We start from the raw sequence: 21,117 nt of genomic DNA, 5'->3' as shown, positions 1-21,117 counted from the left end.
GCGTAACATCAGGCTTCGTTTGTGAGACCGAAGGCAATTGACCGCTTTGCGGACAAAACTGTCGTTAGCTGCATTGCAGCACGTTTGGTTTGAGTGAACGACTGCTTGAGCGTGCTCAATCTTGGTCTTGGTTAGCGGATCGAGAGTCTCAAGCGGGTCTCAGTTCAGACTTTGAAACTTCCAACCAATGCGACGCTTTAGTTATTTGAAGCCGATAGTAAGCGTCAACTCGTCCTCTTCAGAAGTTTAGGGCGAGCTCAGCCGTTCATTGAGGAACCGCTATGATTAACCAAATCTGAGCTCGAAAAAGGCGGGAAATACTATTTCAAGTAAGCCCTAAACTGAACACAGTTAATTTCAGAGCGCTGCCTTGACGGGCGCAATTCCATTGATGATGGTTATTTTATGAGCGCTTTGAGAACACTTTTGCTTTCAAATCTGTGCACCCTGGTGTCTTCTGGGTTGCTATATGCGGAAAGTGGGATCGTAAAGTCCTTTGCGGGTTGTGCAGGGCGATTCTCGGCTGAAATGGAACACGCGTGGCTTTTGAACGATCCAAAAGCTCAGGACTATGAACTGCGGCGCGGCGGATTTATCTCATTGCTGGAAGCGACTACGACAGCGGACAACGCAGAATTTGTCCTAAGCCACAGGGTGAATTCCAAACACGCGCATGCACGTTTGCTGCAAACCGCGACCTTTGCTTCGGATGAGGTGAAAGCAAGTGCGGCGCGCCGTACCGCCAAGCAGTATTTGGATCAGTGTAATCTGTTGATCTTGGGCGGTGTATAAGAGTCGCTTCGCTGCGTTGCCGCATTTTTAAGCGAGACATGCTGCGCTGCCGCAAAATCGGGCAATACCCTCAATCTGTCCAGTAACTCGGGTCATGAGACTCTGAGTGTTGTGGAGAACTATCCTAGCACTATGGAGTGCCGCAAGACGGCTTGGAACATGTGCGAAGGTGCCCGGCCTAGGAACCTGAAGACGCCCTCGCACACCGCAATTATGCGTAGTGGGTATATGGGACGTTTAAGCGCCCCGAACAACCCTGCTGCGCGTCGCATAAAAGGAAATGCTGATGCACACCAAACTTCTCACCACAACCGCCGCAGTCCTGTTGGCCAGTTCATTGCCTGCACTGGCCGATTGCCCGATCAAGATTGGCGTCCTTCATTCGTTGTCTGGCACCATGGCCATTTCGGAAACGACGCTGAAAGACACAATGGAAATGCTAGTCGAACAGCAAAACGAAGCCGGTGGTCTTTTGGGGTGCGAGCTTGAAGCCGTCGTTGTAGACCCGGCCTCGGACTGGCCACTGTTTGCCGAAAAGGCGCGTGAGTTGCTGACAGTGCATGAAGTTGACGTGATCTTTGGCAACTGGACTTCTGTTTCCCGCAAATCCGTCCTGCCGGTAATCGAAGAATTGAATGGACTGCTGTTCTATCCGGTTCAGTACGAGGGCGAAGAAAGCTCGAAAAACGTATTCTACACAGGTGCCGCGCCGAACCAGCAGGCGATCCCAGCCACGGATTACTTCTTGGATGAGCTGGAAGTTGAAAAATTCGCGCTGCTGGGAACCGACTACGTCTATCCGCGAACCACGAACAACATCCTCGAAAGCTATCTGAAGCAAAAGGGCATCGCGGAAGAGGACATTTTCGTTAACTACACGCCGTTCGGTCATTCGGACTGGTCCAAGATTGTGGCCGACGTGGTCGCGCTTGGCGCAGACGGCAAGAAAGTCGGAGTGATTTCGACCATCAATGGCGATGCGAACGTCGGTTTCTACAAGGAACTTGCTGCCGCCGGTATCTCGGCTGACGACATTCCGGTTGTCGCCTTCTCGGTCGGTGAGGAAGAGTTGGCCGGTCTGGATACCACCAACCTCGTCGGTCACCTGGCGGCCTGGAACTATTTCCAGTCGGCCGAAAGCGATGCGAACGAGGCATGGGTCGAAGCGTGGAAAGCCCGCATGGGTGAAGACCGTGTGACCAACGACCCGATGGAGGCCCACTACATCGGCTTCAATATGTGGGTGAACGCGGCGACTGCTGCCGACACCACCGATGTCGACGCCGTTCGGACCGCCATGTACGGTCAGGAATTCCCGAACCTGACAGGCGGCACCGCTGTGATGTTGCCCAACCACCATCTGGCCAAGCCGGTTCTGATCGGTGAAATCCAGGAAGACGGTCAGTTCGACATCATCAGCCAGACAGAAGAAGTTCCGGGCGACGCCTGGACCGACTATTTGCCTGAATCCGCCATTCTCGTGTCGGATTGGAAACAGCTGGGTTGCGGTATGTACAACACCGAAACTGAGAGCTGCGTACAGATCAAGTCCAACTACTAAGAACCTGAATTCCTCGGGGCGCACGAGTTGTGCCCCGAGGCTCAAAACAAAGGTCTTCCTAAATGACGTTTCCGTTCAGGCGGGCAGTGCTTGCCCTGCTGGTCCTTGTGGCCCCTACCCTTTTGCAAGCGCAATCCGCAGACGCCCCGGTTCAGCAGATATTGCGGTCCCACGCGGAGGTGATCCAGAAATCCTCTCGCAAGACGATTGGCCCCGCGATTGACGCGTTGGCGCAAAGTGGACTGCCGGAAGCGCAGACCGTTCTGGAGCGTTGGCAGGCCAAGGACATGTGGTTCAACAAAGAAACCGGTCTTTTTGTCTTTGCCTCAACGGCTGACGGTGGGTTGCAGATTTTTGATGTATCTGACGGTGTCGAGATCGGAGTTGTCGATAAGAAGGAATACAAACAACTCAAACCCAATTCTGGTATTCGCGGGGTGATCGCGTCTGCGCTGGTACAGTTTCAGCTGAACGACCCCAATCCCAGGACACGCGACGCTGCTTTGACAGCGATTGAGCGAGACGCCGAGGCGTCGCACCTGTCTGCCCTGCGGGGTTCCATCGAAGCTGAACAAGACGCCGACCTCAAGGCGCGCAAAGCCCGGTTGGAACGCTTGCTCACCATTCGCTTTGATGAGGATGAGGCTGCGAGGCTTGCTGCAATCGACAGCTTTGCCGGCGATCTGGGTGTTGATGTCAGGGCAACGCTCAATCCTTTGGTTTCATCCGAAATCAAGGTCGCAGATCAAATCCCGGACGGTGCGGTTGGCATTGAGGTCAGATCAGACGAGTTGACGCAGGACCAGGCCTATAAACTTCTTGTCGCAAATGGGTTGGCCCCGGAACCGGTGGATGCCGCAGCGGTAAAGCAAACCCTGATCGCCAACATAAACGGCGATACCGTTGCGGGTGTACAAGTGGCGAGCCTTGACGAGGACGCCGCCCGAGAGGCCGCGTATCAGGTGTTGGCCCAGCAAGGTCTTGCGACCCCGCTGGTGACACAGGAAGATATTGCCGAAACTGTTCAAAAGCATAAGTTTTTCAAGGTTTACGTCTCAGCCCCCCTGCCCATCGCTCTTGCTGCGCAGGCGGCTTTGGACAACATCGAAACGCAGGTTGCTTTGAACCAGACAGCGGATCTGGTGTTGGACGCGCTGTCTCTGGCCTCGATCTATTTCCTCGCGGCGATCGGTCTTGCGATCACCTTCGGGGTCATGGGCGTGATCAATATGGCGCATGGTGAGTTTATCATGATGGGCGCCTATACCGGCTATGTGGTGCAGTTGTTCATTCCTGACCTGACGCTTTCGATACTTGTGGCCATTCCCTGCGCGTTTCTCGTGACCTTCGGGGCCGGAGTTCTGCTGGAGCGGCTGGTCATTCGGTGGCTGTATCACCGCCCGCTAGAGACGTTGCTGGCAACCTTCGGCGTTTCCATTGCCTTGCAGCAACTGGCCAAGAATATATTCGGCACGCAGGCGCGTCCTCTGACGGCTCCGGCATGGTTGGAAGGGTCGATGGTTCTGAACGACATCGTGTCGATCAGCTACATCCGCATCGCGATCTTCGTTCTGGCGCTGCTGTTTCTGTCGCTATTCCTTATCGTCATGAACCGAACTCGGCTGGGGCTTGAGGTGAGGGCCGTAACCCAGAACAACCGCATGGCATCCTCGATGGGGATCAACCCGGACCGGATCAACATGTTGACGTTCGGTCTGGGCTCGGGCATTGCTGGCATCGCCGGCGTGGCCATCGGGCTGTACGCCAAAGTCACGTCCGAGATGGGCTCTGACTACATCGTGCAAAGCTTTATGACGGTGGTCGTCGGCGGCGTTGGCAACATCTGGGGCACGCTGCTGGGCGCGACGATGGTTGGAACGCTGCAAAAGGGGATCGAGTGGTTCAACCCGTCCAATACGCTGGCGGCGCAGACCTACATGATCCTTTTCATCATCCTGTTCATTCAATTCCGACCGCGCGGCATCATCGCGCTCAAAGGTCGGGCGGCGGAAGCGTGATATGGTTGACATGACTTCTACAGTCGAACCGATACGCAAGCCACTGGTGCTGCGCTATCCCTCTGTCGCGATCTTTCTGATCTTCCTGTCCCTGTTTACTGCCATCATCACCGTTTTGGGCGAAGGGTTTGGCATCGGGCTGATTTCCACCAGCTTTATCAAAACTTTGGGCAAAACGCTGTGCCTGTGTCTTGCTGCACTGGCGATGGATCTGGTGTGGGGATACACAGGTATCCTGTCGCTGGGGCACATGGCGTTCTTTGGCATTGGCGGCTATGCCATCGGTATGTGGCTGATGTACGCCCGTACCGAGATTATCGTGGTCGACAGCCTCGCGGCCTCTGCCTTGCCGCCGACGGCCCAGGAAATCTCGGATGGCATTGCCACCCAGATTTTCGGCGTTGTCGGCGCATCCGAGTTCCCCCCGATCTGGGCTTTTGCACATTCCCTGCCGCTGCAACTGGCTGCCGTCGTGTTGGTGCCCGGTCTTCTGGCACTTATCTTTGGGTGGCTGGCGTTTCGCAGCCGGGTGACCGGGGTTTACCTGTCGATCCTGACGCAGGCGATGACGCTGGCGCTGTCCCTGTACCTGTTCCAGAACGACAGCGGGTTGCGCGGGAACAACGGTTTGTCGGGGCTGCAGAACCTGCCAGGGCTGGACTCGGTGCCGCAATCAACGGTTTCGATCCTGTTCTTCTGGGCGTCCGCCTTGGCGCTAGGCCTTGGCTACCTTGTCTGCGCATGGGTGGTGTCTGGCAAATTCGGATCGGTTATTCGCGCCATCCGCGACGACCAAAGCCGCGTCCGGTTCCTTGGATACTCGGTCGAGGCCTACAAACTTTTCATCTTTACCTTCACCGCCGTGATCTGTGGTATCGCGGGAGCTTTGTACTATCCACAGGCGGGCATCATTAACCCGGCCGAAATTGCGCCCATTGCGTCAATCTATCTGGCCGTTTGGGTGGCGATCGGCGGGCGCGGACGGCTGTACGGGGCGGTGATCGGTGCGGCCTTTGTCTCGCTGCTGTCGACATGGTTCACGGGCGGGCAGGCCCCCGACATCTCGCTGGGGTTCTACACGATCCAATGGGTCGATTGGTGGACCATCCTGCTTGGGTTCTCGTTTGTTGCGGTCACGCTTTTCGCGCCCCGCGGCATAGGGGGACTGATCGACAAGCTTACGGAACGCCGCGCACCGGACCGACATGGGGCCGACCTGGGACCGGACCTTGGATCGTTGCGCGAAAAGGAGGCGAATGAATGAGCACACTTCTCGAAGTTTCTGGCGTTTCAGTATCCTTTGACGGCTTCAAGGCGATCAACAACCTCACGTTCCAAATCGGCCCCGCCGAAATGCGCGCTGTCATCGGCCCGAACGGGGCGGGAAAGACGACGTTCATGGACATCATCACGGGCAAAACCAAGCCGGACGATGGTCATGTTCTGTGGGGCGAAAAATCTGTCTCATTACTGTCGATGAGCGAAAGTCAGATCGCGCAGGCCGGAGTGGGGCGAAAGTTCCAGAGACCAACTGTGTTCGAAGACCAAAGTGTCCGCGAAAACCTGATTCTTGCCCTGAAAAACAAACGCGGGCCGTTGGCCGTGCTGCGGTTCCGGGCGCGTCAGCAAGATCATGAGAAAGTCGCATCGCTGGCCGACGAAATCGGTCTGCAGAGCGCCTTGGACCGCAAAGCCGGTGAACTTAGCCACGGGCAAAAGCAATGGCTCGAGATCGGGATGCTGCTGGCCCAGGATCCGCAATTGCTGCTGGTGGATGAGCCTGCGGCAGGGATGACCCCGGCAGAGCGCGAACATACGACCGACATCCTTGTTGAAGCGGCCAAAACCCGAGCAGTGGTCGTCGTAGAACACGATATGGAGTTCGTCAGCCGCCTCAACTGCAAAGTAACCGTTCTGCATGAGGGGTCGGTTCTGGCCGAAGGATCGTTGGACCATGTCACCCAGAACGAAAGAGTAATCGAGGTTTATCTTGGCCGCTGACTTTCTGAACATCTCCGATCTGACCCTTCACTATGGAGGCAGCCAGATCTTGAACGGTGTCGACATCACCGCGCGTCAAGGTCAAGTGACCTGTGTCATGGGCACCAATGGCGTTGGAAAAACAAGCCTGTTGAAAGCTATATCCGGCACGCATCCCCGCAGCGGTGGCGACTATGTCCTGAACGGCGAAATAATCGGCGATGTCACTTCCTTTGAACTCGCCAGAAAAGGAGTGGCTTACGTTCCGCAAGGGCGCGAGATTTTTCCGTTTTTAACGGTTCGCGAAAACCTCGAAACAGGCTTCGCCTGCCTGCCCCGCAGCGATCACGCGATCCCCGGCTATATTTTCGAGCTTTTTCCGATCTTAGAAGAGTTCCTTTCTCGGCGCGGGGGCGACTTATCTGGAGGTCAGCAGCAACAGCTTGCAATTGCGCGTGCGTTGATCACGAAGCCAAAGATACTGCTTTTGGACGAGCCGACCGAAGGTATTCAACCGAACATTATCAAACAGATCGGGGAAGTCGTCGGCCTGCTACGCGATCAAGGCGAAATGGCCATAATTTTGGTCGAGCAGTTTTTTGAGTTTGCTTATTCGTTAGGCGATGAATTCTTGGTTCTCGAGCGAGGCACCCCTCTTCTATGCGGATCCAAATGCCAAATTGGCAAAGAACAACTATTGTCCGCGGTATCTGTTTAACGGCATTTTAGTGGTTCCCTTCTACTCTGTCATGCTTGACGCACCGCATTCAACACTTCCGGCTTATGCACATACCGTCTCTTAACTCACTTCAGGGAACAAGTAGGATTTCGAGATCATCGGCCGCAATCATCTCATCTACGGCTGCATTAATAAGATCGTCGTTCTCGACCTCGACAGCCTCTTGATCCGCCTCAGTTTCTTGCGCGCCGATGGGAAAAGCAATCGAAAATGCCGTGAACCAAAGGAATGACCAAATCGTCAACGTTCTCAGCTCCTGTTTCATTTGGCTCTCCCCTACTTCCTTAACGGTCGAAGAAAGCACGTACTGACGCAATAAATCCAGAATTATGCTGATGTTTGAATGTTTCCTTGTGACGTCGAACAAGAATCTCTGGGAATCCCGAAATAAGCGACATTGCTCAAGGCGAGTCACATATCTCTTCTGACTATAAAATCGCTTCTTTCATAGTTTCCCTGTAACGACCCGCTCAATATATCAGCAGCCTCCTGGCGACGCCACTCACTTACATCTCCAGGAGGCGACCAGAAAAGTCTGGCGAATGCGTAAGTAACAGAGGTAATTCAGTTTTACCACGCGTGCGGATACTTGATTCCAAAATGCAACAAATCAACTATTTTTACGCGCGCAAAGAAGAATAGTCTCGTTGGATTGAAGTTAACTTGCGTATTAAAACCCAACGGCGAGACACCAAAACGCAGCGAAATATCTGCTTGGGTGTTTGGTCACTAGTTTGAGCGCCGGTATCACGAGCTAGCGTTCACACCACACCGTTTGAATAAGTGTGCTTCTAGGCACGATCCAGATAGTCTGGGCAGTCCTGTATCCAAACTGTTGCCCGCGTCGTCAGTCATCCCAGACAAAGATCGCGCGGCCATCAACAACTAGAAAGTGTTTCGACGCGTTTTTACCGATTGACAATTTTGGGCTCAAGGCGGTCATCTGAGTGATTTTGTCAGATGACGGCTTAAAAACGATAGCGATCATTGTTCGTGGTCATTCCGAGAATTTTCGCCTGAAGGTCTGCATTTTACGACAGCGGCCGTTCGCGGCATTTTGAACGAACTGCCGATTTATATCTACAATTGATGGGTATGATGAACGTTAAAATGGGGAAGACCCACGTAGCTTCATTCGTCGACATTTGAGCGCGAGCCGCGTCCAGGACTGGACCCTTCACTACCATTGCCGTGTCCATTATTAGCCGTGCTTCCACGACCGCGGTTTTCACTCTCTGCACTGTCCGCTCCGTCGGAGCTGTCCCCACCACCAGAACTGTCACTGCCACCGGAGTTGCTCCCGCCACCAGAACTGCCGCTGCCGTCGGAACTGTCCCCGCTGCCAGAGCTTTCGCTGCCGGAGCTGTCACGGCCACCGGACTGAACACCATCACTGAAATCAGCAAATTGGGAAGAATCCTGCTCACGGTCAGAATCGATTGCTCCGAGAGGTGGATCGGAAAAATTGCCGTCTTCAAACGGCATCCTAACTTCCCGTCGGCCGTTCTCAAAATAGAATGCAACTTCCAAGTCTGGGCAAGCATCGCCAAGTTGAAGAAGTGTTTCTCCGCCGCCGTCGTGAAGTTTTACTTGCCGCGCGACCACATGCGAAATCGCGTCGAACTGACATTCCTTGTCTGGATTTGCCAATGTGTCGTCAATCTGTGAGTCTCGCGTAATCGTTGTTTCAGAAGGCGTCGCACATGCAGAAAGCAAGCCTGTAGAGGCGACAAGAGATAGGGTCAAAGCCCGAAAACGAAAAACCATTTACCATACTCCAAAATGTCCCCCCACCTTGGCACTAACAAAACCGAAATATCCGCCAAAACACAAAGCGGCACCGACTTTTCAAAGGGTCGCTTTGCCATTGAGAAATTTCAATAAAATTTTGAATTTGTTCGGTCAAAAGTGACAATTTTCAATTTTGAGGTCTTTTGCGTAAAGAAATTCTACTGTCTGTCTTCGAAGGAGTAACAAAGAAGGCGTTGTACTTAGATTGCGCGCGGCCTGGAAATTGCCTGCAATCTCCTAAGTTTTAGTTCAAAAATTCCGAGCGAGGTCGTTTAGAGTGAAGTTTGATTTCCTAGACGCATCATCCCGAAAGGGTTGCCAACGTAGCTTTTGACAAATGAAAAACAAAAAAAGCGGTGCACAACTGTAATTGGGGCAGTCTACTGGAAACGACCAGTGACTGCTGGGCAGGCAAAGCTTCCGTTTGTTGCGGCGGGGAGCTCCAGAATCAATTGAATGATTGATCAGCTGACCAAGTTGATGAATAGAGCTACCTTTCGCTGCTGGGCCTAACGGCACGGACCCTCATTTTCTAGCCGAGGGCAAAAGCCTTCTTCTACAATAGGATCGATACATAACTTGCGGCGGACGCTCTATTTAGAAAAAAGGCCAAAAGAAGAAAATATAGCAATACGGGAAAAGCAATTATAGCCTTCCTTATCATAGATTTTAGGTCGCTATTCTTGTTTGGGCTAAAATTTTCGACCTTGGCGTCACTTAAAGGTGGAAATAGATCCCTTTTGCTTTGCTTAATCATAGTCAACTCGTGAAAAACTGACTAATCTGTTTCAAACCTCACATTAACCGAAGATTAACGCTCAAATTATTTCAGTTTTGGCGTTTTTTTTTGACCGCTTTTGGAGACAAAAGCTCCAAGCTAATTACTATTGTCAACAGTATTAATACTTCCCCAGTGATTCTTTTGGGAGTAACGGCTAAGCTGTTAATGTTAAATTAAAAATATCCACTCCGAAATGTCGGATAGTTGCCACATTCTGGCCCCGTTTTGGCAACACTCTTAAGTGTGGCATTTGCACGTCACCGCTAATCTGTATTTCGCTAAGTAAAAAGGATTTCTTACGTGTTGAACTTCCTTAAAGTGAGCGTCTCCGCACTCGTACTGTCTGCATTTGTAGTTGCACCGATCGTGACGGTTTCTGCCGCTGATTACGCATACGCCAAAAATGGTAACGGCAAGGGTGGAGGTAACGGCGGTGGAAAAGGGGATAACGGAGGTGAAAAGGGCGGCAACAGCGGTGAAAAAGGTGCCAAAAGGGGATGGGGTTCTGACAAATCGCTGAACGGGACAAACTCGAAGTCTGCCAGCAAAAGTCGTAAGTCAAAGAGCGGCAGTCGTTTAGGTCGAGCTATGAAGAAAGACTTTCAGGCTTTAGGCCGCAACCTAAAGCAAAACGGTATCAAAGGTCTATTCAAAGGGAACAAGGCGCGGACGACCACAACACAAGCAAAAAAAACGAGTGTTAAGCAGTCCCTCAGCCCACCAAGCAGAAAAACAAAACTCCTTGATGATGGCACGCTTGACCCTCGCAACCTTGGCAAACTGAATGGTGCGATTAACTCCAGTATTAATGCAAAACTCGCGCATATCGCGAACGGACAGTATGCGAAAGGTACAGGGCCGGTAAGCCTGGCTGCAGGTCTTGCAGTAGCCGACGCGAACTTCAATCATGTCATGGGTGAAGACTACGACTTGAGCCCAGAAGAAGTGAAGGAAATTGCTGCGGCGTATGACTATTTGGACACGGCTCCAATGACGCTGGAGGAAGCTGAACAGGTTCTTGCCGATGAGGCGGCCACCCCCGGTACGATTGCGCCTGAAGATCTTGAGACAGCACAAGCGGTGAAAGATGCGCACGACGTAACAACAGATGAGGACGGAAATAAGATAGGGCAGCCGACCGACGATCAGTTGGCGGCTGCGGAGGCGGTGCATGACGCGGAAGCCAGCCTGTTGGGGCACTACAAAGGCGACTTTTCTGACGACACAATCATCGCGGAGGAACAGCAAGACCGCGTCCTTGGCGCCGTCCGCGCCTCCAATCCCGATGAAGAATCGGTAAAAGCCACACTAGGCACTTCGGACGACGGAAGCATTTATGCCGACGGCCAGGAGGACGATGATGCTGATGGAGAAGCGGAGGGAGCAGATCAAACCCCAGATGAAGAGCCGGAAGACGAATTTGCAAGCAACGGATAAATGTAATGTAAGAGGCCTCAGAGCGAGGATTGAGATGCCTTTTTTGATATTGTCAGCCTCCAGTTGGATTGAACCCGATTTATGCATTAGGTGGCAATATCGCTACTAAGAGGACAACCTAAAACACAACTTCTGCGAAACAACCATGTCCGCCGCGGGCTCGGAGCGGTCGTTCGCTACGCAGCGCATCAATGGCCGTTGTGCGAACCGAGCAACCCTTCAAGCGCCGAACTCGAACGGCTGTTTTGTGGCCAAGGAACAAACGCATTCCACCTAGAGGTAGTGCTGCTCAGGAACACTCTTGGTTGTGTAGTCAGACATCCTTGTGCCTTTCCATTCTCATTTCTGGAAGTGTTTGAAGACCCTTGGGTCAACGCTGGCGGCGGCGAGCAACCCACCCCAGAGTGCCCCTGGGATACCGGGACTTGCGACATCCTGTCCTGCCAGAAAAAGACCTTGGATAGGCGTTTTCGCCCGCAACCCATCGCACATGACCCGCTCGGGCGTCACGTCCAGACCGTAAAACGACCCTTTGCGGTGCCCAGTGAAGCTGACGGTCGACAGCGGCGTTGCTAGTTCTTGGTAAACGATCATTTTAGCCAAATCGGGAAACTGGGCTTTGAAATGCGCCACCAAAGTGTCTTCCGCGCGCTTCTTGAAGGCTTCATAATCATCGCCTCGCGCACCGGCTGGACGGTCTGCCCATTCCTCAACAGTGGACCAATCCGCCCAGAAGATGGCTTGGCCCACGTGCGTCTGGCGTGGTCCCGGATCATGCGCGGTGTTCTTGAGCGAGCCAAAGGACACAGCCATGTGGGGCGGTGGCCCGTCAGGCGCATCCGTCCAGACAACATCGGTTTCCCCTGTTGGGTAAAACCAGTGGTTTGCCCGCGTGGCACCGGCAGCCTCTATGTCTCCTTCGAAGCCAAAGAAGAGATTGAAATGAGCAATGCTGGAAGGCAACGCGCGAATTTCTTCGATCCAGTCTTCATGGCCGCAGTTCTCGGGCAAGAGGCTGTCGATGGTCTCACGCGCGCCGATATCCGAAATCACGACCTTTGCGCGAAACTCCGTGCCGTCATCTGTCCGCACCCCGACCACAGTGTCGCCGTCAAAAAGCAACTCTGTGACGGTGACACCTCCGCGTGCTTCGCCGCCGCGCTTGGTGATGGTTGGAAGAATGTGTTCGGCGTAAGCCTTGGCCCCACCCACCGGATACCATGCCCCGCTGGGCAGGTATGCACCTGCAATCAGGGCATGCATGGCAAAGCTCGCTTTGCTGGGGCGTCCGCCGTGGTCTCCCCATTGGGCTGACATGACGGCCGCTAGCTCCTTGTTGTCGGTCAGGTCATCGATGACCTCTTGCGTCGTACGAGCAATCCACTTCGAGATTGTCGCCCTGTTCCACCAATCGAGCATATCTCCTGCGAGCCCCGGCATCGCACGGGTCGGAAAAATCTTGTACATCGCATCGTGGCCGGCTCTCATGGCGTGGGTCCACGCCTCAATGGCATCGGTTGCGTCGGGGTAACGGTCCTTGAGATCCATTTCCTGGGCTTCATAGGGACGCGAGAGGGACAAAGGTTCGGCCGACCCGATGTGCAGTGTATCGTAGATCGACCCCAATGGGGCAAATTCGATGGGGGTGTCGGACAGCCAGTCAAGAAGAGCCCGGGCACGATCACCGGGTGACATTTCACTCAGGTAATGAACGCCCACATCCCATGTGAATCCATTTCGGGAAAAGCTATGTGTGAGCCCGCCGAGCGTCCAGTGCTTCTCCAGCATCAAGACCTTGTGACCGACCTGGCTTAGGGCCGCGGCCGCTGCCATGCCCCCCATTCCCGAGCCTATGACGATGGCGTCCCAAACAGTGTTCTCAATCTCCGACATGTCGTATCTCCGTTGGTTGACACGGAACGATGTCCCAGACCTCTTGAATGCGCCCTGCGACAACGCGCCAGACAACAACGACGTCCACTGTGATGATCTGAGCTTCGAGGGTCAGCGTGTTGCGAGACTGGACGACGACCAGTTCAGGCCCCACGGGCGTGGCCGAAACGGGCTCTAACTGGCAAGTCCCCTGGGATTTCTCTGCAAGCTTGGCAAAAAAGGTGCTTATGCCTGCCGGTCCCACGTAGTCGCCGTTCAAGTCCGGGAGATTGGGGTTGGAGTAGTGCCAGAGGGCAACCTCGGCGAAGAGATGCGCAGAGGCCGCCATGTTGGTAGTATCAAGCTGCTGTAAAACAGCCAATGCTGGGTGATCTGCAGTCATGACACTGAACCGTCCGGTTCGCGTGCGGAACCTGTCGCGTGGTCAATGAACTTTGACGCGCAAAAATCATGCGAGGGAATGATCGCAAGATTGGGCAGGCGCTCTTGCAGCTTCCGAACCTTGGCAAAGGACGCAAGCAGCGTTGGGCCGTCGCCAACACCAGGGACCACGTTCTTCGCCATCAAGGCCGCGTCGTAGGTGAGGTCAGCAACAAGCAGCATCGGATCCCAACCCTCCTGCCGGATCAACATCGACATCGAGCCCCTTGTATGACCGGGCGTCGGGATCAAAATCATGGAGCCGTCACCGGCAACGTCATGGATGCCTTCGAAGCCCTCAAAGAGCGGGTCGTCCGTGGGCACAAACGAAATCTGCTGCCACTTTGCGGACGGGATTTCGATATGCTCGCGCAGGATCCAATCCTGCTCTGGGTGTGGCTCCGACAGGATCGACCATTCCTCCGCGCTCACCAGCAAGTCAGCCTGCGGGATGTGACGAATTCCGCCGACGTGGTCAAAATGCAGATGCGAGATGACCGCGGTCTTAATCTCCTCGGGCGCGACGTCGGATTTATGGAGGACGCGATCGATCCGGTCCTCCGCAGTAAGGTGCAGCCGAAAGATGCGCGGCAGCAAGAAGCGCCCTATAGCCTGTTTGATGTAGCCCTGGTCAAGTTGGACAGCAGGGTCGATGCCCGTGTCGAAAAGGACCAGCCCATCACGATGGGTAATCAGAAAAGCCTGTAACGGAAGGTCGACCCAACGCCGTCCAAAGAACACCCACCAGAGTTTGGGGAGGGGACTACCGTTCCGGTGCTCCCAATGCTGTTCAGCGCGCCCGCAATCAAGAACCTGCACAGATCGAATGAGTGGGTCAGCGTTTTGATACGCACGTTCTTTATCCGCTTGTGTGGTTTCCATAGCTTGCTCCCTTCATTGGATCGCTCGGACACATCTCGATGTGTTCGCAAGCTAAATGAGTGTGGAGATCTGATATCAGGGACGACTTTGGCACATTTAGGGATTGGCAGAATTGATCTCTCTCAAAACTCACGCAAATCCATTACGTCATTGCCCCGCTTGGCTAACGAGCATTCTGTCACCTCGTGGTCGGCTTCGCGATGCCGGGATCGTCAAATCTGTGTTTTTCCGAAGAGAGAGACTAAGAAGCCAACATTGGTGCGATACGCAACAAAAAGCCGATATGGGCTCGGAGCAGTCGTTCACTCAATTCCGCTCAATGACTGCAATGCGGACGATTCTGACATTCGTTGCCACGCAGAACTGGTCGAGCGTTTGAATTACTTCTCCACTAATAGTGACACCTAAGTTGCTAGCAATTTTGAACGTTATCAAATTTCGGCGACGCGCAGTCTGGGGATCCTATTGACACAGATCGAAACTACAATTCTCATTCACACCAGAATGCTAGAATGCAAATTGAGGTCTTCGCGTTCCGGAGGATCTTGCTGTCGGCATTTGACAATAGGAGGAGTTATGTACGTTTTACCTACACGGAAATCCACATTATTGAGTTTGGCACTTTTAGCGGCACCTATGGCAGCGCATGCCAGCGACTGGAACTTCGAGGCCACCATTTATCTGTTCATGCCAGAGACCGAGACATCGCTGGATACTCCTCGAGGCAACATCGACGCCACGCTCAGTTTTTCGGACGCACTCAGCAATCTGGACCTTGCCTTTATGGGTACAATTGCTGCCAGCAATGGGCGGTGGAGCTTGCTAGCTGACTACAACTATACCGACATTTCTTTCGGAGATGACACACCTGGACCAGCGTTTTCCGGGTTGGACACATCACTCAAGACGCAGTTTTTGAGCGGCTATGTTGGCTACCGTGTCTATGAAGATCCAACCGTACAGGTAGACGTTGCAGGAGGTTTCCGGTGGTTTAGTACAGAAACCCAGTTCACACTGTCACCCGGAGCGTTGCCCGGGCGTACAACCTCTGTGGACGCAGACTGGACTGACCCTGTTGTCGGAGCCCGTGCTCGGTTTAAATTCTCAGACAGGTGGACCGGCACGGCGTTTTTAGATTATGGCGGATTCAGCAGCGACAGCGAGACCTGGCAAGTGTTGTTGACCGCGGATTACTCAATAAACGAAAGATGGATGATCAGAGGCGGATATCGCTACATCACGTTCGATCACGAGATCAACGGCAACGACTTTACCTTCAGTCAGTCTGGGCCAGTCATCGGTGCGACATACCGCTTTTGATTAGTGGTAGTTCAGTGGGAGCCAGTTAAAAGATGGCGTCTTTTCATAGTGGTTCAGGTTTTCTGAGCATCGCTTCGTTCTCCCTGGCCAGCTTTTCCTTGTCAGCATTCAATACCTTTGCGGAAGAGCGTATTGACAAGTCGGTGTTGAAGTAACTGCTTTGGGTCCGAGGCAGACGTTCGCTCGCTTCAGCTGACCGTCCGCATTGCGGACGAATCTGCCGTTTGCACCAGTGCGGCACCATCAAATTTTTTGATGGAACGATTAACGGACAAAAGCGTCCCCTTATTGGGGACGCTCGTTGCGGTGCCAGCTAAATTCTGAGTTGATACACATCAAAGACGCTTCTGGCCTAAGATCATTAAATCATTGGCAGTTCACTTCACATTTGAGCCAAATAACAGTGGCTGTGAATGAAAGGGGGGATTATGTCTTTTGATTTTGCCAGCAAAGTAACAGGGGTGGCAATGTGCATACACTTAGCCGGCTGTGCTCAGCCAGCGCAAAAAACGGCCATGGTTCCGGGTTCAATTGCACCAACACCAAGTTCGGCGAAATACCACAGTTCAGTCGGAAAGGTGACTGGATATGGCGGGGAAGAAACCAACCCCATGTGGACATCGGAAATATCAAAAGAAGATTTTCAGGCGGCTTTAGAAACTTCTCTTCGTCAAGCTGGAATTTACTCTACTTCAGGCCAGTACACGCTACGTGCTGATATTCTTAGTGTCGAACAACCGCTTGTTGGCTTCGATTTGAAGGTCGCAATGACCGTCCGATACAACATTATTGATACTAATAGCAGGATACTTTTCGACAGAACTATAAAGTCGGAGTACACGGCAGATTTGTCGGAGGCATTTGTTGGCGTTGAAAGGTTGCAAAAAGCTAACGAAGGTGCCGCAAGAGCGAACATTCATTTACTACTAAAGGCATTGGGTTCTACCTCATCCGGTGGACAAATAGGTGCAGTCTCCTGAAGGCTGAGCAGCCTGGTCTGACTGGGCCCATTTTTTGTTCCTTTTGTCCAAAAAGGACGTTGGTTGAAGGTTGGTTGAATGACCGTCTGCGGACAATTCAAAAATTTGCGGTTTTGCTCACAACGTCCGCTTTTAGTTGGTCTCAGACCGCTCTTTTTTGACACAGGTCTTTGGATCATTTGATCTCAGCGGCTTAAGATTCTCAGAACTCTGTCGCAAGATAAAGAGCAATCTCCTGCTCTGAGCCCGCAGCAGTCATGTCTACAGGTCAAGCCTTCGAAGTGACGGCTTGAGGCCTGGGCGCCCGTCGCGCCGCAAAGGTTCAATGGACCAACTCCTTGCGATCAAGTACTTTCGCGCGCTATTCACAATCATGAAGTCCCTGACCAACCAGTGTAATTTCTCACCCTGAGCAATAATCGCTATGTTGCCGCGCGGCACAGGACTTGGCGCCCTACCGGTCGGAACACGACTAAGCGGTCAAGACCACGCCCCGTCATAGGCTTGGGCGAGGATGCTGCCGGCTGATCCGTTCAATCCTGTGATCTCAGAATTGGCGACCAGCGCCGCCTCGACTTGAATCGGGAACTTCATGATCGCTGTCCGTGTCACACCAGTCCGGTTCATGCCGTCCGTCTGAGTGATCAACCCACCGTGCCCCAGGTAGTCGCCGAAGGCGCCCTGGTATGTGCCGGGCTCGCGCCATCCCAGACGGAACGCGTCCATGATCGTCCGAGTGCCCGAACCGATAAGATTCTCGGTATAGGTCAGGAAGGCGAGCACAGCAGCCAGCTCGCGAGCCGACATGTGCCACCCGGCCGCACCGGCGAGCATGGCATAATTTGGGAAATCTATGCCGAAGAGCGCGTTCGCATTTGCGTAATACCGCGTCGGTCGCGCCTCTAGGGGACTTGTCGAGGCCTGATTGCCGATCGCGCCCTCCATTTGCGAAAACAATCGCTCGATAACGTGGACCGCATAAAAGAAGGCCGCCGCGACAGGCGGCGCGTTTCGCGATGACGGCAGGTCGACGATCGCCCAGAGTGCTGGGTTGATGTAGCGAAACAGTGTAAAGTTCATATTGCGGTAGACCGGTGTCCCGCCGGGGTTCGACCCAAGCTCAACAGCAAGCTGCGCAAACTGGTCCGTTAGCCCCGAGGAGAAGACACCCGTCAGCCCTGAGCGGTGAGAAAGCAAGTGCCGAAGCGTCACAGCCTCGAAGCTCGGATGGATATCCCAGCCTGCAGGTAGAAACTGGTGGGCTGGCGCGCTCAGCAGAATGCCACTATCCTCAAGCAGCTTCAGCGTGGCGATCGCCGTAATGGTCTTTGAGCAGCTCGCGATCTGCACCCGAGTGTCTGGCGTGAAATCTCGGCTCCCGATCGCCGTCCCACCGCCGTCCACGTCGCTCGGAAGAATCGCGCCGCCGCCAGCATCTGAGTCGTATTCCTGTCCGTTGCGGTTGACCACGAACGCCCACCCCGCCGCGTTCCCGCTAAGACGGTTGCGGATGTTCCGCACGAAGACGTCAATGTTAAAACTCGGGCCACTGCCCACTTCGTTAAAGGGCAGTCGCGGAACTGCAGGACCCCGTCCCGGTTCGCTTGGCCACGTCGGCTCCAGATCCCGCAGGCCGAACGGCCGACCCCGCTCGTCCTCCTCTAGAAAGCCGTTGTCCACAGGCCGCCCTGCGCCGGGGTGGTCCTTCGCGAGATCGTGGAAGCGCTCCGGCCTGTCCGGTTTTGCGTTCGAATCCCACGGCTTCGGCATATCCTCCGCGTCAGAGTCATTCCAGGCAGTTTCGCCCGTGCCTGCAATTTCAGTCCCCTCACGCCAATGGACGGCGACATTGGCTACGAAGAACGCTTCGGCGTCGCGCACTGTAGTCGGATCGTCGAACTGTCGGCGGATCGTTAAGCGGTTTTGGCCAGATCGCAGAAAGTTTGGAGGAACGCGGTCCATCCAGATGCGCCACACTTGATTTTCGGGATCCGCCGGAATGTCGAAGCTGGGCAAGTCTTTCCCATTAATAAGTAATCTATGTCCCGACAACTCGACGTCGCGAACCTGAATGAGCAGATAGCCGGTTCCGACCGGCTCCCCTTCGATAGCGAAGGTTCGTGTGGCTTCGCGATTGGTACCATTGAACTTTTCGTCAAAATTGATCCAAGCGAAATTTGTGCATAATCTCGACATTCGATAAATTCCCTTTTTGCGCTAATAAAGGCACAAGGGTATCATATTTTTAGCATTTCAGCCATCGAGCGGCTTTGCCGGCTCCATTATGAGGTATCGGGCGGGTGCGGCGAAATTGACACTCCGGGTCATCCGCCTCAGCTATGCTTTGGGTCCGCCGCCTCGAATGACGGTACCGTTTTCGCTTCCGACATCTGGCACGTTATCTCAAAAACATTTGGTTTGACGCCAACAAATGAGCGATGCGGACATTCGTGACACGCGCAGCATTGAGCCTTTTGGGCTCGATGCGGACATTCAGTTAATAACGCCCAATGTCTGCAATGCGGACGAACCGGCCATTTGGGTCAGCCAGTGTCGCGGCTTTGAGAAACCTCTATGGGTTTTACACCGGTGCGTTTAGTGTCCCAATCGATGGAGATTGAAAATCTAACGCTGGATGCAGATACACCTGGCCAAAAATTTGTCTTGGACGTTTTTCGCTTTCATGGCTCCGGAAGTGGCCCTGCGGTCTATGTTCAGGGTGGTCTGCATTCGCTCGAAATGCCAGGCACAGTGGCGATAGACCGTCTTATCCCGCGTTTAGCGGCGGCTGAAGCTGAAAGGCGCGTGGCTGGCGACATTACATTGGTCCCTCACGCAAATCCGGTCGGATTGACCCAAGTGGTGTTCGGTCAACCGCTGGGTCGATTTGATGCGAATACCCGCGTCAACTTTAACAGGTCGTTCCCGCCCAAATCCGCAAGCGGTTTGGAGACCAAACCTGCGTCTGAGCGTTTGAAGGCAACGCTTCTAAAGTTGGCTGAACAAGCGGAAGTCGTGCTTGATCTACATTGCGACGATGACGGCCCAGTCTATTTGTACGTTTCTGACCGGCAGTTGGAGGAAGGACGCCGTCTTGCCCGGTCGATGGGGGCCCAGGTTATTCTAACCGACGCCAGCGACGATCCGATTTCATTCGACTTGGCTGTCGGAGAGCGTTGGGCTGCTGACAACAGAAATGAGCGATTTGCTGCGACCGTTGAATTGCGCGGCATGATCGATGTAACTCCGGAATTTGCCGAACAAGATGCCAACGGCCTTTACCATTATCTGGTGAGCATCGGGACCGTCGACGATACGCTCCCTGCCAGTTCCGAGGTAGACCCAATCATAGCCGACGTTGATGCAGCCGAACTTCTTGCAACGCCGTCATCCGGTGCTGTTCTTTATGATGTTGAAGTTTGTGATTGGGTGAAGTCAGGTCAACGTTTGGCCGTCGTCGTGTCGAAACCCGGTGCAGCACATCAAGAGATTATTTCCCCGTTTGACGGTCAGGTTATGACACGCCGGGAAGTGCGCTTTGTCCGAAAAGGCGATGACGTCATCAAAGTGCTGCGGCACCCGCTGCCATAGAAATCCAAAAATTTACGAGTAACTACTAGTAAAGATTCTCCTCGGCGTCTTCTTTGCACCCGTCCGCAATCTCTTTGACGGTCTCGGGCATCGCGCCGTGAACCTTCAACATCTCTGCAAGGGCGGGGACATTGGAGGTGTCGGGCCAATCCTGCGATTGCCAGACCTTTCCGCGGATGAACGCCTTTGGGCAATGACATAAAACCCTTTCGACATGGACGAGTAGGATCAGATCCGAGCGCCGCCCGTTGACTGAAAGTTGTTGCCCCAATTTGATGTCCCTGACGACAGCTCCTTTGCCGCTCACGCGAAGAGTGTCGCGATGCCCGGGAATCATGAGCAATATGCCGACATTCGGATTCCCGAAGATATTCTCAAAGGTATCCATCCGATTGTTCCCAGGTCGATCGGGAATTGCGATGAGATTCTTGTCAATGACGTTTACGAACCCCGCAGGGTCACCGCGAGGCGTAACATCCAAAACTCCGTCATTACGCGTCGTCGACAAGATCGCTAATGAGGATGATGCGATGAAACGTCCGGCCAGTTCATCGATGTGGTCTATTACCTTGTTGTCTACCCAGTGATCGTACGGCTTTTCCGTTCCTCGCAGCTCAAGCGGTGATTTCAAATGATTATCAACGCTTCGTCCAAAAACATGATCCATAAGGTCAATCTCCATACAACCACGGCAACGTTACCACATGGAGCTTGGACCAAAAGAAGGCGCAGAAACGTAAGTCTGCTTCGGGCTCGGAGTGGCCGCTCGCGGCACTAGGCCTGAATGACCGCTGTGCGGGACGTAGCAGACATTCAAAGCAAAGGCCGATGCCGCCAGCGGCCCTTCGGTTTTAGAAAGCTTGCAAGGCGGAACGGAAGCGATGCACAGTGGACGCATGTCAACCTTTCAACGGATCATTCTACCTGCAACC

The 21,117-nt window shown here is 53.7% G+C and carries 17 protein-coding genes; 10 read left to right on the top strand and 7 right to left on the bottom strand.

Translation table 11 applies throughout. The annotated features are described in order from the left end of the window. The first annotated feature begins 405 nt into the window (after positions 1-405). From GOV91_RS21495 to urtE, 6 genes are all read left to right on the top strand, one after another. A complete protein-coding gene (locus GOV91_RS21495) occupies positions 406-792 on the top strand; it encodes a hypothetical protein (protein ID WP_171236977.1) in 387 nt (128 codons plus the stop codon). Positions 793-1,078: 286 nt separating this feature from the next. Beyond that, positions 1,079-2,353: an urea ABC transporter substrate-binding protein gene (gene urtA / locus GOV91_RS21490; protein WP_171175039.1), complete on the top strand. Its 1,275-nt coding sequence runs from the start codon at positions 1,079-1,081 to the stop codon at positions 2,351-2,353. Between the two features lie 62 nt (positions 2,354-2,415). Next, positions 2,416-4,371, top strand: a complete 1,956-nt coding sequence (gene urtB, locus GOV91_RS21485) for an urea ABC transporter permease subunit UrtB (protein WP_171236976.1) — start codon at positions 2,416-2,418, stop codon at positions 4,369-4,371. A gap of 10 nt (positions 4,372-4,381) precedes the next feature. Continuing rightward, positions 4,382-5,635, top strand: coding sequence for an urea ABC transporter permease subunit UrtC (gene urtC, locus GOV91_RS21480; protein WP_371732350.1), 1,254 nt, complete (start codon positions 4,382-4,384; stop codon positions 5,633-5,635). Next, positions 5,632-6,372: an urea ABC transporter ATP-binding protein UrtD gene (gene urtD / locus GOV91_RS21475; RefSeq protein WP_171175043.1), complete on the top strand. Its 741-nt coding sequence runs from the start codon at positions 5,632-5,634 to the stop codon at positions 6,370-6,372. The genes urtC and urtD overlap by 4 nt, the downstream gene beginning before the upstream one ends. Then, positions 6,362-7,069 carry an urea ABC transporter ATP-binding subunit UrtE gene (urtE, locus tag GOV91_RS21470; protein WP_171236975.1) on the top strand — a complete coding sequence of 236 codons (708 nt, stop codon included), beginning with the start codon at positions 6,362-6,364 and terminating at the stop codon, positions 7,067-7,069. Before urtD ends, urtE begins: the two co-directional genes overlap by 11 nt. Before the next feature lie 91 nt (positions 7,070-7,160). Here the strand turns inward: urtE and GOV91_RS21465 are convergent, their stop codons facing one another. Both GOV91_RS21465 and GOV91_RS21460 read right to left on the bottom strand, forming a co-directional pair. Beyond that, entirely contained in the window at positions 7,161-7,355 is a 195-nt protein-coding gene (locus tag GOV91_RS21465) for a hypothetical protein (protein ID WP_171236974.1), read from the bottom strand. Between the two features lie 866 nt (positions 7,356-8,221). Beyond that, positions 8,222-8,857, bottom strand: a complete 636-nt coding sequence (locus GOV91_RS21460) for a hypothetical protein (RefSeq protein ID WP_171236973.1) — start codon at positions 8,855-8,857, stop codon at positions 8,222-8,224. Between the two features lie 1,105 nt (positions 8,858-9,962). Here GOV91_RS21460 and GOV91_RS21455 point away from each other — a divergent pair. Continuing rightward, positions 9,963-11,099 (top strand): hypothetical protein, encoded by a 1,137-nt coding sequence (locus GOV91_RS21455; protein ID WP_171236972.1) that lies wholly within the window; start codon positions 9,963-9,965, stop codon positions 11,097-11,099. A 339-nt stretch (positions 11,100-11,438) separates the two neighbouring features. Here GOV91_RS21455 and GOV91_RS21450 read toward each other — a convergent pair whose 3' ends face one another. Genes GOV91_RS21450 through GOV91_RS21440 form a run of 3 tightly spaced genes read right to left on the bottom strand, consistent with a single transcriptional unit; the run spans position 11,439 to position 14,294 of the window. Further along, the gene (locus tag GOV91_RS21450; RefSeq protein ID WP_170619900.1) at positions 11,439-12,992 is read right to left on the bottom strand and encodes an NAD(P)/FAD-dependent oxidoreductase; all 1,554 of its coding nucleotides are present in this window, start codon (positions 12,990-12,992) and stop codon (positions 11,439-11,441) included. Then, a complete protein-coding gene (locus tag GOV91_RS21445) occupies positions 12,979-13,374 on the bottom strand; it encodes a nuclear transport factor 2 family protein (RefSeq protein WP_171236971.1) in 396 nt (131 codons plus the stop codon). Before GOV91_RS21445 ends, GOV91_RS21450 begins: the two co-directional genes overlap by 14 nt. Beyond that, positions 13,371-14,294 (bottom strand): N-acyl homoserine lactonase family protein, encoded by a 924-nt coding sequence (locus GOV91_RS21440; RefSeq protein ID WP_171236970.1) that lies wholly within the window; start codon positions 14,292-14,294, stop codon positions 13,371-13,373. Before GOV91_RS21440 ends, GOV91_RS21445 begins: the two co-directional genes overlap by 4 nt. Before the next feature lie 609 nt (positions 14,295-14,903). On the opposite strand from GOV91_RS21440, the gene GOV91_RS21435 reads away from it, so the two are divergent. Continuing rightward, positions 14,904-15,614 carry a porin family protein gene (locus tag GOV91_RS21435; protein WP_254440754.1) on the top strand — a complete coding sequence of 237 codons (711 nt, stop codon included), beginning with the start codon at positions 14,904-14,906 and terminating at the stop codon, positions 15,612-15,614. Between the two features lie 428 nt (positions 15,615-16,042). Beyond that, on the top strand, positions 16,043-16,594 hold the full coding sequence (locus GOV91_RS21430; RefSeq protein ID WP_171236968.1) for a hypothetical protein: 552 nt from the start codon (positions 16,043-16,045) through the stop codon (positions 16,592-16,594). A gap of 480 nt (positions 16,595-17,074) precedes the next feature. Here GOV91_RS21430 and GOV91_RS21425 read toward each other — a convergent pair whose 3' ends face one another. Beyond that, on the bottom strand, positions 17,075-18,790 hold the full coding sequence (locus GOV91_RS21425) for a serine hydrolase domain-containing protein (protein ID WP_171236967.1): 1,716 nt from the start codon (positions 18,788-18,790) through the stop codon (positions 17,075-17,077). A gap of 378 nt (positions 18,791-19,168) precedes the next feature. Here GOV91_RS21425 and GOV91_RS21420 point away from each other — a divergent pair, with 378 nt between their 5' ends. After that, positions 19,169-20,185 carry a succinylglutamate desuccinylase/aspartoacylase family protein gene (locus GOV91_RS21420; RefSeq protein ID WP_171236966.1) on the top strand — a complete coding sequence of 339 codons (1,017 nt, stop codon included), beginning with the start codon at positions 19,169-19,171 and terminating at the stop codon, positions 20,183-20,185. Positions 20,186-20,210: 25 nt separating this feature from the next. On the opposite strand, the gene GOV91_RS21415 is transcribed toward GOV91_RS21420, so the two are convergent. Then, positions 20,211-20,852, bottom strand: a complete 642-nt coding sequence (locus GOV91_RS21415; protein WP_171236965.1) for an MSMEG_1061 family FMN-dependent PPOX-type flavoprotein — start codon at positions 20,850-20,852, stop codon at positions 20,211-20,213. Between the last annotated feature and the right edge of the window lie 265 nt (positions 20,853-21,117).

This window comes from Ruegeria sp. HKCCA6837, from assembly GCF_013034475.1.
Taxonomy (GTDB): domain Bacteria; phylum Pseudomonadota; class Alphaproteobacteria; order Rhodobacterales; family Rhodobacteraceae; genus Ruegeria.
Note: the sequence above shows the minus strand (reverse complement) of the source record. Positions and strands in the feature narration are given on the sequence as shown.

Excerpts from the sequence above, each read along its gene's own strand:
- GOV91_RS21495 (WP_171236977.1), top strand. The coding sequence starts at position 406 with ATGAGCGCTTTGAGAACACTTTTGCTTTCAAATCTGTGCACCCTGGTG.
- urtA (WP_171175039.1), top strand. The coding sequence starts at position 1,079 with ATGCACACCAAACTTCTCACCACAACCGCCGCAGTCCTGTTGGCCAGT.
- urtB (WP_171236976.1), top strand. The coding sequence starts at position 2,416 with ATGACGTTTCCGTTCAGGCGGGCAGTGCTTGCCCTGCTGGTCCTTGTG.
- urtC (WP_371732350.1), top strand. The coding sequence starts at position 4,382 with ATGACTTCTACAGTCGAACCGATACGCAAGCCACTGGTGCTGCGCTAT.
- urtD (WP_171175043.1), top strand. The coding sequence starts at position 5,632 with ATGAGCACACTTCTCGAAGTTTCTGGCGTTTCAGTATCCTTTGACGGC.
- GOV91_RS21465 (WP_171236974.1), bottom strand. The coding sequence starts at position 7,355 with ATGAAACAGGAGCTGAGAACGTTGACGATTTGGTCATTCCTTTGGTTC.
- GOV91_RS21460 (WP_171236973.1), bottom strand. The coding sequence starts at position 8,857 with ATGGTTTTTCGTTTTCGGGCTTTGACCCTATCTCTTGTCGCCTCTACA.
- GOV91_RS21450 (WP_170619900.1), bottom strand. The coding sequence starts at position 12,992 with ATGTCGGAGATTGAGAACACTGTTTGGGACGCCATCGTCATAGGCTCG.
- GOV91_RS21445 (WP_171236971.1), bottom strand. The coding sequence starts at position 13,374 with ATGACTGCAGATCACCCAGCATTGGCTGTTTTACAGCAGCTTGATACT.
- GOV91_RS21440 (WP_171236970.1), bottom strand. The coding sequence starts at position 14,294 with ATGGAAACCACACAAGCGGATAAAGAACGTGCGTATCAAAACGCTGAC.
- GOV91_RS21430 (WP_171236968.1), top strand. The coding sequence starts at position 16,043 with ATGTCTTTTGATTTTGCCAGCAAAGTAACAGGGGTGGCAATGTGCATA.
- GOV91_RS21425 (WP_171236967.1), bottom strand. The coding sequence starts at position 18,790 with ATGTCGAGATTATGCACAAATTTCGCTTGGATCAATTTTGACGAAAAG.
- GOV91_RS21420 (WP_171236966.1), top strand. The coding sequence starts at position 19,169 with ATGGGTTTTACACCGGTGCGTTTAGTGTCCCAATCGATGGAGATTGAA.
- GOV91_RS21415 (WP_171236965.1), bottom strand. The coding sequence starts at position 20,852 with ATGGATCATGTTTTTGGACGAAGCGTTGATAATCATTTGAAATCACCG.